Annotated in this window: 10 protein-coding genes; 3 read left to right on the plus strand and 7 right to left on the minus strand. The window is 70.7% G+C overall.

Annotated elements, in window-relative coordinates:
* Window positions 1-16: 16 nt before the first annotated feature.
* The gene (locus JOL79_RS30695; RefSeq protein ID WP_210159417.1) at window positions 17-1,318 is read right to left on the minus strand and encodes a cryptochrome/photolyase family protein; all 1,302 of its coding nucleotides are present in this window, start codon (window positions 1,316-1,318) and stop codon (window positions 17-19) included.
* Window positions 1,319-1,954: 636 nt separating this feature from the next.
* Between JOL79_RS30695 and JOL79_RS30700 the strand changes: the two genes are divergently transcribed.
* Genes JOL79_RS30700 through JOL79_RS30710 form a run of 3 tightly spaced genes read left to right on the plus strand, consistent with a single transcriptional unit; the run spans window position 1,955 to window position 5,854 of the window.
* Window positions 1,955-4,078 carry a hypothetical protein gene (locus JOL79_RS30700; protein WP_210159418.1) on the plus strand — a complete coding sequence of 708 codons (2,124 nt, stop codon included), beginning with the start codon at window positions 1,955-1,957 and terminating at the stop codon, window positions 4,076-4,078.
* 39 nt (window positions 4,079-4,117) lie between these two features.
* Complete coding sequence (locus JOL79_RS30705; RefSeq protein WP_210159419.1) at window positions 4,118-5,098, plus strand: MinD/ParA family ATP-binding protein; 981 nt, start codon at window positions 4,118-4,120, stop codon at window positions 5,096-5,098.
* Window positions 5,099-5,854, plus strand: coding sequence for a hypothetical protein (locus JOL79_RS30710; protein WP_210159420.1), 756 nt, complete (start codon window positions 5,099-5,101; stop codon window positions 5,852-5,854).
* Between the two features lie 517 nt (window positions 5,855-6,371).
* Here JOL79_RS30710 and JOL79_RS30715 read toward each other — a convergent pair.
* The 6 genes from JOL79_RS30715 to JOL79_RS30740 all read right to left on the minus strand — a co-directional run.
* A complete protein-coding gene (locus tag JOL79_RS30715; RefSeq protein WP_210159421.1) occupies window positions 6,372-7,379 on the minus strand; it encodes a hypothetical protein in 1,008 nt (335 codons plus the stop codon).
* A 1,299-nt stretch (window positions 7,380-8,678) separates the two neighbouring features.
* Entirely contained in the window at window positions 8,679-9,353 is a 675-nt protein-coding gene (locus tag JOL79_RS30720; RefSeq protein WP_210159422.1) for a hypothetical protein, read from the minus strand.
* Window positions 9,346-10,605, minus strand: a complete 1,260-nt coding sequence (locus JOL79_RS30725; RefSeq protein WP_210159423.1) for a hypothetical protein — start codon at window positions 10,603-10,605, stop codon at window positions 9,346-9,348. Before JOL79_RS30725 ends, JOL79_RS30720 begins: the two co-directional genes overlap by 8 nt.
* Window positions 10,602-11,360, minus strand: a complete 759-nt coding sequence (locus JOL79_RS30730) for an ABC transporter ATP-binding protein (RefSeq protein WP_210159424.1) — start codon at window positions 11,358-11,360, stop codon at window positions 10,602-10,604. The genes JOL79_RS30725 and JOL79_RS30730 overlap by 4 nt, the downstream gene beginning before the upstream one ends.
* A gap of 110 nt (window positions 11,361-11,470) precedes the next feature.
* A complete protein-coding gene (locus JOL79_RS30735) occupies window positions 11,471-11,689 on the minus strand; it encodes a hypothetical protein (protein ID WP_210159425.1) in 219 nt (72 codons plus the stop codon).
* 740 nt (window positions 11,690-12,429) lie between these two features.
* On the minus strand, window positions 12,430-12,858 hold a 429-nt coding region (locus tag JOL79_RS30740), incomplete at its 5' end, for a transposase (RefSeq protein ID WP_210159426.1).

A 12,858-nucleotide genomic window follows, 5' to 3' on the forward strand; every position in this document is an offset into this window, starting at 1 on the left:
CTGTGATCGCCCGTGATCAGCCGCTGATTTCCCCGCCGAGTGGGCGGCGTGGGTAGCCGCGGACCGGGACGGGCGCCCGCCACGGCTCGTGCACCAGATCGTCCGGCAGGGACGCCAGCTCAGGCACGTAGCGCCGCACGTACTCCCCGCACGGGTCGAACCGCCTGGCCTGCCGGACCGGGTTGAGCGTCCGGTTGGGGCGGGTGTCGTTGCCGGTGCCCGCGACCCACTGCCAGTTGCCGAAGTTGTTCGGCACATCCGCGTCGAGGAGCAGCCGGGCGAAGTGGTCCGCGCCGACGCGCCAGTCGATGCCGAGCCGCTTCGTCAGGTAGGAGCCGACGATCAGGCGGGCCCGGTTGTGCATCCAGCCCTCCCGCCGGAGCTGCCGCATCCCGGCGTCGACGACGGGCACGCCGGTCGTCCCCTCGCGCCAGGCCGCCTCGGCGTCGGCGTCCCGGCCCCACGCCGTACGGCCGGGGAGACGGCCACGGGGACGGTAGTCGTGCCGTGTGATGCCCGGGAAGGCGTGGGTGACCTGGTGGTGGAAGTCCCGCCAGCACAGTTGCCTGACGTAGTCGTCGCCGCCGCGGTGCCTGCCCGCCCGCCGGGCCAGTTCGTTGGGCGACACGCAGCCGAAGTGGAGGTAGGCGCTGAGCATCGAGGTGCGGGCGGCGAGGTGGTCGCGGGTGTCGCCGTAGCGGCCCAGGCCGTCGCCGACCCACTCGTCCATCCGCCGCAGCCCCTCCGTCTCACCGCCCCTGACCACGCCGAACGGCTCCGGGGAGAGGGCGGGCAGGCTCCCTGGCGCCAGGCCGTGGGGCAGCCGCACCCGCTCGGGCGGTTCGAGCACCGGCCGGCCAGGCCACGCCGACCAGACCCGCCAGTACGGCGTGAAGATCTTGTAGTGGTCTCCGCCCGGCGGGGTGAGCGCGCCGGGCGGCACCACGGTCACCCCGGGGAAGGTCCGGAACTCCAGCCGATGGGTCTCACACGCCTCCGCCAGGCGCTGCTCCCTCCGGCGGGCGAAGGCGCTGACGTCCGCGCTCGCCCAGACCCCGGCGGCGGACGTCTCGCCCGCCACCCTCATCGCCTCGGCGACGGGGTCGCCGTGCCGTACGACGAGGTCGCCGCCGAGCCGGCGCAGGCTCGCCCGCAGGTCGTGGAGCGACTCGTGCAGGAACTCGCGGCGATGCCCGGCCTCAATGGCGGGGTCGAGCACGAACAGCGGCACCACACCCCCGCGCGAGCAGGCCGCGGCGAGCGCCGGGTGGTCGCGCACGCGCAGATCCCGGTTGAACAACACCACGATGGTCTCCACGCCTGTCTCTTCGGCGCGGGGCTTCTATCCGGTTGCCACCCATGGACCGGCCGCCGTACGGAAACGGAAAAGCGCGGCTTCCCAATTCGCCTGTCTCGGGGGGTCATCCAGTGATCTGCAGGGGCGCGCCGGGCGCCCTGCCCGCTCCGTGATCGTGGGGCACGGATCAGTAATGCCGAGAAAGCATGGAGAAAGATGTCGTCATAAGGCCGTCGGCGGGTATGAAGGTTATTCACGTTGGATGTGGACGCGGGGTTGCCGGGGAAAGTCGGGCGTGGAAACCCCGGTCTCCGGGCGTGTGACGGTGCGTCCATTGGGCGGCATATGTCCAGGTAGGACTTACCTGAGAATTATGGAGGGGCTCAGGATCGCGACCTCTACGGAGAAGTCGGAACCGATATCGGGTGCCTTTCTGGGCCCCTTTTCGGACGGCCGGATTGGTGTTATTTGCGGCCAATCATGAACCGAGTATTTCTCTGGTTCCTTTCCTTCCCAACACATCGGAGTCAGTCTAAGATCTCGTTCTATGTATCGGTATGCATCAGATTTCCCCGTTGGGCAAGTGTGGCCCTGTCATCGTGGAGATGCTGTGGCCGAACATGACTCCTATCCCACGCTCACACCGCCTCCCAGCGCATGAACCCGTCCGCCGGAGCCGGGGACGCCGCGCTCGACCCCGGCCGGGGCGCGGCGTGGGTCGACGAGCACGGTGCTCACCTCGTCGATTACGCCTCCTTCCACCTGGAGCCGGCTCGCGCGGTGGCCGCGGCGGCCTCCGCGCTGACGTCCTGCGTGGGGCTGGAGCGCCCCGACGGCGTCACCGACCGCGCCTGGCTGCTGTCCGCGCTGCGCCGTGAGTGCGGCGTCACGCCGACCGGCGGCCCCAGGCCAAGCGGTCCGGGCACGGGCGGCGCAGGGACGGGTTTTGCGGGAACGGGTTTTGCGGGAACGGGTGGCCCGGGCGGGTTCCGGCCCGGCCCCGGTCCGGGCGTCCCCGACGACGGGGCCGTCGCCCGCGCCTGGTTGCTCGCGGACCCGGCGGGCGCCGAGACCCTCCGCCTGCTGTACCGCCACGAGCTCGTGGTCGCCGACCTCGCCCGGCTCCAGGCCCTGTCGACACGCGAGGTGGGCCGGCTGATCGCCCGCACCCAGGACGTGATCGAGATACTCGTGAGCGGGCTGGACGGCATCGCCCGTAGCCGTCCCCTATGCCCGGAGATCGAGCCCCTCGTCGCCGCGGTCTTCCCCGCGGGAGCAGGGCCCGAGGCGGCCCCGGGACCCGCACGGACTGCCCTGCTGACCCACATCGTGACCTGCTCGGTCTGCAAGCGTCCGATCAACATCCGCTACACCGTCCCGCAGATCGTGTCCCGCCCGCCGATCGCCCCGCTCACCCCCCAGACCCGGGCGCGCCTGGTCGAGGCGCTGCGGGCCCTGCCACCCGCGCGTCCCGTGGCCCAAGCGCGTCCCGTGACTCCCGGGCGTCCTGCGAATCCCGGGCGTCCCGCGATTCCCGGGTCTGTGACTCCCGCGCGTTCTGTGACTCCCGCGCCCCCCGAGCCGCCCGCCGCCCCGCGAACGGGCGGTCACCGGCCTCCGCCGCTCGCCGCGCGGAAGGCGGGGCACCGTCCTCCCTCGTCGTTCGGCGGCGCGCCGCTCCCGGCCCCGGTCGACGCGGCCCCGGTCCGTCCGTCGCCCGCCACTCCGGCGGCGCCTCCTGTCCCCGCGACCCCGGCCGCGTCGGCGGCGCCGCCTGCCCCCACAGGCCAGGTCGCGCCACACCCCCCGGCCGCGCCGGCGCGGCCGCAGGCCGGCCCGTCTCCCGCCAAGCCGTCCGCTCCGGCCGCCGGATCGCCCACCGCCGGATCGCCGACCGTCGGAGCGCCCCCCGTCGGATCGGCCGCGGCCGTGAATGGACCGTTCTCGGCCGCCTCCGTCCACGGCGGCAGGACCGGGCAGGAGACCCCGCTCTACGACGCGCTGCTCTCCCAGCTCCGGGCCCGGGAGGAGGCCCGTACGCGCCCCGGCGAGCCCGGCCTCGACGCGATACCGGGCGCGGTCATGACGCCTGACTTGCCGGCGATGTCCGGCTCGTCCACGGGTCTGGGCGAGGCGTCCGGCGACGAGGAGGGCGGCCGGCTGCCGGGCGCCCAGGTCAGGATCGTCACGGTGCTGGCGCGTGTGGGCTCGCTGGTGCGCGCGACCGCGCTGCGGATCGTCATCGTGGTCGTCGCCGGTGCGGCGGGCACGGTGGCGGGCATCAACCTGCTCGCGCCGGTCTTCGATCACGACGGAACCCCGGCGTCCCTGAGCTCGAACGTGACCAACGCCTCCGGTGCCCCCCGGAACGACACAGCGGGAGGCGGCGCCGTGCCGGACTCGGCCTCAGACGGCGCGCCCTCGGGCGACTCGACCTCGGGTGGCGCGGTATCCGGTGGCGCGGGGCCGGTCGCCACGCTGGAGGCCGTCGCGGCCGGTGGGCTCCAGGTGCCGGCCGCGCTCGCGCTCGACGACTTCGGCCGCGGCCGCCTCACCATCACAGCCACATCAGGCAGCACCCTGAAATGGCGGATATCGGCTCCGGGCCTGGTCGTCACGCCGTCCTCCGGGACCCTGAAGCCGGGTCACACCGGCGTGATCAGCGTGCGGGCGCTCCGCGTCCGCTACTGGTGCGGGGCTCCCGACCAGGTCAGCGCTCCCCTGGAGCTGCACGGCCAGAAGGGCACGGCCACGACCGAAGTGCGGTGGCGCACCTGCTGACCTCCTTCCCACCCCTTTCCCGGTAAAAGGACCACGGCCATGACAGAGACGCACACATCGCTTCCCCTCCCCGGCGAGCCGTTCCCGGAGTCGGTGCCGCTCACGGCGGAACACCTGCTGACCAACCGACGCCTCGAGCCCACGGGCGGCTGGCGGCGCCTCGTCTACCAGCTCTCCGGCGGCCGGATCAACCCGTCGGAGTCGGCGGGAGAGGTGGAGCGGCGCACGCTGATCGCGCAGGCCCAGACGCCCGTGGCCAGCGGACACCACCGGATCGCGGTCATGAGCCTCAAGGGCGGCGTGGGGAAGACCACGACGACGGCCGCGCTCGGCAACACCCTGGCCTCCCTGCGCGGCGACCGGGTGATCGCCATCGACGCCAACCCCGACCGCGGCACGCTCGGGATCAAGGTCAAGTCGGAGACCGCCGCGACCATCCGCACGCTGCTGGCGGAGGCGCCGCACATCGTCAGGTACGCGGACGCGCGGGCCTTCACCTCGCAGTCTCCCGCCCGGCTGGAGGTGCTGGCGTCCGACACCGACCCGGCCGTCAGCGAGGCGTTCAACGCGGAGGACTACCGGACGGTCGCCGGGCTGATCGAGCGCTACTACTCGATCTGCATCACCGACTGCGGCACCGGGCTCCTGCACGGCGCGATGGGCGCGACGCTGGAACTGGCCGACCAGATCGTGCTGGTGACACTGGTGGCGGTCGACGGCGCGAGCTCGGCGGCGGCCACGCTCGACTGGCTCACCGCCCACGGCCACGGCGACCTGGTCAAGAACGCGATCGTGGTGCTGAACGCGGTCGAGCCGAAGTCGCACGTCGACGTGGACCTGCTGGAACGGCACTTCACCAACCGGTGCAGGGCCGTGGTGCGGGTGCCGTTCGACCCGCACCTGAAGGAGGGCGCCGAGGTCGACCTGGCCCGGCTGCGGCCCACCACGCGCGGCGCCTACCTACGCCTCGCCGCCGCGGTCGGACAGGCGTTCGGGCAGCGCCCAGACCGGGGCAAGTGAATGGGAGCCGTCATCCCCGATCCGGCCCTCGACTGGGATCTGGGGCCGCGGCGCCGGTGGGACCCGCGTCACGTGCTGCTCGTGATCGTCGGGGTGGTCACCGTCGTGGCTGTGGCGATCATCGTGCTGCAGACGCGGGAGCCCGAGCACAGGGCGGCCGCCACCGCCCCGGTCGCCGCGCCTTCGATCGCCCTCGCGGCGCCGTCCGGGCACGAGGGGGACGGCGGCTACCCGATCGGGTTCCCCCGTACGGAGCTCGGCGCGGCCTCGGCGGCGGCCGCGGCGCTGGAGGCCGCCTGGACTCTCGACGGCGCGCAGGCCGAGCAGGCCGCCGTCCTGTACGCCCCGCCCGACCAGCGGGACGCGGCACGCGACGGCGCGCGCGAGGCGGTGCGCGGCTGGCGGGAGACCCTGGGCCTGCCCGCCGAAGGCGACCTGCCCGAGGGCGCCGCCCTGCGGACCCAGACGATCGGCGTCCAGTGGAAGGCCCGCGCCGACGACCAGGTCCAGGTGTGGGTGCTGGTCCAGGTGACGGCCACCAAGGGCGGATCCGGCAGCGGACCCGTCTACTCCAGCCCGTACGCGATGAGCCTCCTCATGACCTGGTCTCCCGACATGCGCGGCGCGGGCAAGGGCGACTGGGTCAACGTCCCCGACCCGGCGCCGCCGACCGTGCCCCCGGCCGCTCTTCCCGGTACGCCTCAGTTCGCGGCCGCGGGGTGGAGTTCGCTCCTCCCTCCCCGGCCCACCCCATAGATCAAGGAAGGGCTCCCCCCATGACACGACGCATGTCATCCCGGCGCGCCACTTTGGTCTCCGGACTCCTGCTGGCCGCGGTGTCGGCGACGACCGGCGCCGTCGTCGCGCAGCCCTGGGCCGCCGTGGCGGATCCCGGCGTGGACACCGCCTCCGCTTCCGGCGACACGACCGTCCCCGACGCCCCCGGTGGCTCGTCTGACTCCGGTGGCTCCACCGGCACCGATCCGGCGACGGGCTCCGAGACCAGAGCCGACACCAGCACCGATACCAGCGCCGACACTCGGGCCGACACCGGCGTCGGCGCGAGCTCCGACGCCGGCGCCGATACGCGGGTCGAGCCGCAGGACGCCGCGCCGGATTCCGCTCCCAGCGCGCCGGATTCCGCTCCCACCGTGGATTCGCGCCCGCGGTCCGGCTCCGGCGCGTGGCGTGACCCGGGGCAGACCGTGTCCCATCAGCGCTCCACGCCCGGGGGCGCCTCCGGAGAGCGGCAGGAACAGCGGAGCGCGCCCGATCAGCCGTCGGGGTCCGCCCAACAGGGCGGTTCGCCGGAGACTCCGGCTCCCACGTCCACCGGTACGGCGACGGCCCCGGCCACGCCACCCCGGACGCCGCCCCGGCCGGTGGACAGGTCGGCGGGCGGATCAGCAGACAGCTCGGCGGACAGGTCGGTGCGCCACGCGCGGTCCCAGCCGCCGGCGAGGGCCGTCACCGGGTCGTCCCGTTCCGGCGCCGCACCCGTCAGCACACCGGCCGCCAGTCCTGCGGCAAGCCCCGCCGCCAGTCCCGCCGCCAGCCCTGCGGCCAGTCCGGTGGCCACGCCTGCCGCGTCGCCTGCCGCGTCGCCGAAGGCCAGCGCCCCGGCTGCCTCGGCGACTCCCAGCGTGCCTCCGGCCACCGCATCACCCGCGGTAAGCGTGCCGGCCGCCACGCCCAGTGCGAGCGGCTCCACCTCGCCCACACCGAGCGTCTCGCCGACCCCCTCGCCCCAGGCCACGCCGAAGGCCACGCCCACCCCCACGCCCACCCCCACGCCCAAGCCCACGCCGAAGCCCACGCCGAAGCTCACACCCAAGCCCACACCCAAGCCCACGGCCACCGGCAAACCGCCCGCGCCCACGACACCGGCCCCGAAGCCGTCGGTCACGTCCACGAGCGGTTCCGCGGGCACCGTCCCGGCCACGTCCACCCCGCCCGCGACTCCTAGCCCGACTCCTGCCGGGACTCCCACGGGAACCCCCACCGAGGCGCCCGACATCGCGGAGATCGTCCCGGGTCTGCAGGCGCCGTCCGGCGACACACCCACCATCACGCAGCCACAGCCGCCCGTCGTGACCTCGGTGCCCGTGCTCCTGCCGATGCCCCTGCCGGTCGACCGGTCCTCACCTGAGTCGTGCACGTACGGTGGGCCGGGATGCTGGAGCCTGGCGCCGTGGCGCAGCCGGGGCGCCGGTTCCCACGGGCTGGAGCGCCATGCGGCGGCGCGGCCGATGCCGAGGTGGGCGTTCGCACCTCCGGCCACGGCGGTCGCCGGCGTCTCCCCGAGCCCGTCCGGGGCCTTCGCCGCTCCGGCCGGTTCCGGTGCCTGGCTGGCCGCGGCCGACCGGGTCGGCTGCTGGGCCTTCGGGCCGACCGCGCGCTGCGCCGTGCCGACAGACGAGGCCCGTTAGCGAGTGTCCCGTGGATCTTCTCCGCATGGGTGACCGCGCGGGCCAAGGGGATCTACGGGACACCGCCTAGGGCCTGTATCGAAGTCGATCAGAGCCATTCGTTGATCGTGGCGATGAGGATGGTGGCTTGGTAGCGGACGGCGAGTTTGTCGTAGCGGGTGGGTGCGCCACGAGGCGCCATGGAGTCGAGTGAGGTGAGAGACCTTCACCGCCGGGTTGTCGCAGCAATCCGGCTGAAGCTGGGGGCAGTTCGTATCGGAGGATGCCGAGGCGGGCGGTAAGCAGCCCTGACAACGTCGGGACGGACTGGCACTGCCAGACGGTTCGGGTCCGGCTAGCGAGACGGGAAGGTGTACGCGAGGTACCAGTGCTTGACGCCCGTAATTACGACACCGGCTCCAACCTGGCGGATACGGGCCGGACGCAGCGCACGACTGTCGGCGAGCTGGCGGTCGACTCCGAAGCCGACTCTACTCATCGATGGGGAGGCCAGGCCGAATGTCTGCGGCGTAGGTGTGGCGATGCTGCCGGGGTAGAGCTGGGCACCTCACCCGTCGATCGATTCCGTGGTGAACGTGGGAACTGTCCGCGGTCGCCCTCCGTGCCGGATCTCCACATGCACCATCGGCCTGCCGGTGGCCTTCACCAACTCGGCCATGACCGCCCGTGCCTCGCCTTCGAGCACTGCCCACTCGGCATCGGTCAGATCCGGCGGATATGACGGTATCCGGTCATGACATCGGCATCTCGGTGAGGCGCAACCACTGGCGCTCACGGACGCGGGCGTGTAGACAGACAACCACGGGCTCCTGGTTGCCGAGTTGCGTAGACAACACCTCAGCTATCAGGAGCCCGCTCCTGTCCGCAGGCGTATCACTCGAAAAGCTCGACCAGGGCACCCTCGTCCCAGCCTCAGCGACCAAATCCTTCGTCAGCAGGCGCTAAGGTGGCCAACGAGGTCTCCGGTATTCAGGTTTTTCTTGGTCGATCAACCCTCATACCGGAGACCTCGTTCGTTGTCGATCTCCTACGCGCACACGAGCTTCAGAGCGGCAGGGCCGCCACAGCGGACTTTGATACAGGCCCTAGTCGCGTGCAGATAATGCTCCGCCAAGCTCACGGGATGAAGACCCCAGGCAAGGTCTAAATTTTCAACACCTCTTATTTATGTTGCCATCCAGGGCTTGGCAGGAGGAACTACCGCGCAGCGAACGTCGTCGGAGCAGGGCCAGCCGCCAGGGTGACATCGCCGCCACTGTTAGCCCAAGCCCGAGAATCGCCAGCGCGGCGAACCAGGAGGCGGTGTCATCGAAACGATGCAGGGGCCACGCCCACCATCGCCGGTGCAGTTCGTCGTCGACTCCCCACCATTGCAGTAACACGAAGCCAGCCAGCGGCACGACCCAGGGCAGCGAGCGCCGGAACAGCCGGTCCGAGATCAGAGCGAGACCGGAGAAGAGGATGACGTCACGCGCCCCGGCGGCGGCGTCTGGGGGCGATCCGACCGATAGGGCGCCGACAGCGACACTGCCGCAGGCCAACGTCACTGCACCGGCGGCATGCGCCGCCTCTGCCCGCGCCAAGACGCTGGTGGCCGTCCCCTCCAGCGTGCTCATCGGGGAATGCCTGCTGCCGATTGCGAGGATCGCGGCGGGTAAGGAGGTCAGGGTGACGACCGCCATCGGTGTCCACCCCGCTGCACTCGCCGAGGGCAGGACCAGCTCTTGACCGCGGGAAACGGCGATCAGCGCGGCGCACAGCAGCAGACCGACGGTGGACCATCCCAGGCGATGCACCCGAGCATAGCGTTGGAACGTATCAGACACAGTCGGGCCTTATCGCCTTGATGGCCGCCAGTTTCGCCTTGACCCAAGCTGTCTGATCAGCCTCCGGCCTATGCACCACATTATAGATTTCCTCCATATCGACGCCCGGAGGGCCGCCCTTCATGAAGGCCGGGAAGCGTGAGCCATACGCGCGCACCGACAGCCACTGGTGGATCGGCCAGAACTGCCGAAAGTAAGCGGGAGCATCCGATTCCGTTAGGTCGCACAATGGCAGCGTGCGTTCCAGGATGCTTCCAGCCAGGGCGTCCGGCACAGAGGAGACACCCCGGATGATTAGAAACCCTGAGAGTGGGGGGCGGCCCGGCAGGACCCCCCGCTCATAGAAGGTGTCGGGCGGTCGGAATAGTCCCGCCGGGAGGGCCGCGAGCCGGGACGCCATCGCGGCGACCTGCGGCAGATACTTGGCGTTATCCGGCCATAGGCAGACCCGGGGCGTGTCCGCCGAGCAGAGCGGGGTGTGCGGTGCGGGACGGTTAACCCGCAGCGGCCCGGCTGCTGTCATCGCGATCACACAGCTCCCCACCGCGAGCACTGCCGACCCTGTCATGCCGGCCTGCCGGCTGCGGCTCCGCCATGCCTCACCTTTTGGTGCAATCCCCGGCAGGACAACGGCGATCAACGCTAGGACCCCGGCCAGCAGGAAGCGGCTCCCCAAGGCAAGCGGTGCCAGCTCGACCTGAGGCATCCCGGACAGCACGACCAGCTCCAGCCGTGGTGAGCCGTAGATACTGAGCAATACGACGAGGCCTGCCACCGCGAGCGTCGGGGCGACCCTGCCGGGTAGCAGCTTCCCAGCTAGGTGCCCCGCGGACGCGCTCAGCAGCAGCGTGCTGGCACCGAGCAGCAGGTAGCGGGGCCACAGGAACCCCGGCCCTGCTTCTCGCAAACTCGTGGCCGCCGCCAGAGCGGCTCCGAGCGCGTACGGCACCGCGATGAATAGCAAGGTGGACGCCAATTGCAGTCCGTCGGCCTGCCACCGGCCTCGCCAGGAAGACGCCAGCGAGTCGGTGACGCCGGTTCGATGCTCCCGGCCCGAGCTCCAGGTCGCGGCGGCCGCGGCGGCCGCCGCGAAGGCATGTCCGGCCAGTTGGACGGCCGCGCTAGCCTGGGGCCACACGCCGATCCACGAAGGGTCGCGCCCGAACAGCATGGCGATGTCGAGAGCGACGAATACGGGCAGCCACCACCGCAGCGGGGAGGCCCGCATCTCAGACGAGAAGATGCGCATCATGCCGGTCGCCCGCCTCGGGCCAGAACGCTCATGTAGCCCCGCTCAATATGGGTGTCGCCTACCGCGTCAGCGACAGCGGCCCGTACGAGCTCGTCGGGCAAGCCATGAAAGACCAGCCGACCGCCGGACATGACGGCGACCGTGTCGCACACGGCGGCGACGTCTTCTACCAAATGGGTACTGATCACCACGGCCAGTCCCCGCCGCTTGAGCATTCGCAGGAGGGCCCGGAACTCCAGCCGTTGCGCCGGGTCGAGCCCGGCCGTCGGCTCGTCTAGCAGGATGAGCCTGGGGAACCCCACGATGGCTGCGGCGATGCCGCAACGGCGAAGCATGCCCCCCGACAGCGACCGGAGCTTGGCAGTGCGCCGATCGGCGAGGTTGACGCACTCGATCGCCTCGTTGACGGCGACGTCTGCCGACGCCTTTGGCACGCCTCGCAGCCAAGCACAGTAGTGGACGAAATCCTCGACGGTGAAGGCCGGGAAGTAACCGAAATCCTGGGGTAAGTAGCCGATCTGACGGCGGACCTTCCGGGCATCCCGCTCCGAACGCACCGGAGCGCCGCAGATCTTTAGCAGGCCCTCCCGGGGCGGTGCGACCGTCGCGAGTGTGCGCAACAGCGTCGTCTTGCCCGCGCCGTTCGGGCCGAGAAGACCAAGCACCCCGGCGTCCACGGCCAGGTCCAGCCCGCGAATAACGTCCCTGCGGCCATACCCCTGACGGAGATCGCTGACCGTAGCGATCGAAGCCACCTGACCCCTTTCTGTGACGGAAAGGGCTCCGGGTCCGCATCTCGAGACCCGAAGCCCTCTTGAATACGTCCTGCTGACGTGTCAGCGAGCCGAAATCGGCAACTGGCCTGTCACGAGTAACCGATCCAGGCGTAGTCGGCGGAGAAAATGCAGTCGTCGGAGTCGAAGGGCTCTGCGTACTGGCCCTTGGCCACGTAAGCCCAGGGGCCCGCATAGTCGGGCTCTCCACTGCAGTCGGCGTGCAGCTTCACTTGCTGCGTGCGGGTCGCGGGGGAACAGTAGCCCGCGAACGCGGTGTCCCACCACCTTGCGTAGCATCCGTAGGTCACGGTCGACGAACCAGATGCCTGGGCCGGGGTGGTAGTCATCGTCGTCGCCGCCCCCGCCGACAATACGGCCGCCAACAGTGCGGCGGCCTTTAGTCTGACCTTCTTGGCAGTCGTCCCGAGTATACTCCTAACGTCCGTTGTGGACGGGGCTACAGGTGACGGCCTGTAACTGCTCACCTGTAGCCCCAACGATCTTGGCATTCGCATCTTGCATAAACAGTTGGCTCGCCGTCAAGATCTTGACTCGGGTTGTGACGGGAAGTAAGGTATGTGAATTAGCTGGGAAAATCTCGTCTCTCCCATAGGTTGTTCTAACCCGCCTCGGCTTTCGGTGGAGATTGCCCTCACAATAAGGGTGATCTGAGAATGGGCTCCGATCGTGCGGAAATTGAAGCGTAGCTAGGCGTTGAAAATGGCGCTGATTTGGTGGTTCGGTCTTGCCCCCGGAGGCTCTGCGCTGCTCATATGAAGCGCAGTAACCGTCAGCGCCAGCGCGAGGTCGCCAAGATTCTCCTATGCGCGCCCCGGTTTCATACGACACGACGGGGACGCCACACCGGACTTTGATACAGGCCCTAGCCTCGATCTTTCGTGCCCATCCGGTGGCTGGCTGAGCGGTTCGGCTGGAGTGTGAAATCGCGGCCGTGGTCAGGGTGGTGGCCCGGCTGTCGCGCCGGGTGGGCGGGGTTCCACGGGCCCGCGGGGTGTTCTTCCTGGTAGTCGGGATGATTTGGTGCTGGTCAGGTCGGTGCTGGCAGGGCTTGGAGCCGGGTGACGGCGGTGACCAGCTGGCCGGCCCAGGGCCAGGATGCGGCCACACGTAGGCGGAGACGCCGGCCGCCGCGGACGAGGCGGGCGGCGACGGCGAACAGGCGCAGCCGCAGCCGTTTGGGCTCATACCGGCGAGCGGGCCCGTCCAGGGCGAGCATCTGCATCCAGGCGATGAGCTCGCAGGCCAGGGCGACGACCTCGCACCAGATCTCGTTCTGAGCGAAGTCGTGCAGCGGCAGGTTGCGCAGCCCGGTGTCCTTGGCGGCGCGGGTGCGGTCTTCGCAGCGGGCGCGGCGGCGGTGGCGTAGCTCCAGGTCGGCGAGCTGGCCCCGACGGGTGTTGGTGACGAAGCAGGTGAAGCGGTGCCCGTCGATGTCGGTGAAGCGCAACTGCGCGCC

This window comes from Microbispora oryzae (assembly GCF_017896165.1).
In the GTDB taxonomy this organism is placed as follows: Bacteria; Actinomycetota; Actinomycetes; order Streptosporangiales; family Streptosporangiaceae; genus Microbispora; species Microbispora oryzae.

Excerpts from the sequence above, each read along its gene's own strand:
- JOL79_RS30710 (WP_210159420.1), top strand. The coding sequence starts at position 5,099 with ATGGGAGCCGTCATCCCCGATCCGGCCCTCGACTGGGATCTGGGGCCG.
- JOL79_RS30705 (WP_210159419.1), top strand. The coding sequence starts at position 4,118 with ATGACAGAGACGCACACATCGCTTCCCCTCCCCGGCGAGCCGTTCCCG.
- JOL79_RS30725 (WP_210159423.1), bottom strand. The coding sequence starts at position 10,605 with ATGATGCGCATCTTCTCGTCTGAGATGCGGGCCTCCCCGCTGCGGTGG.
- JOL79_RS30700 (WP_210159418.1), top strand. The coding sequence starts at position 1,955 with ATGAACCCGTCCGCCGGAGCCGGGGACGCCGCGCTCGACCCCGGCCGG.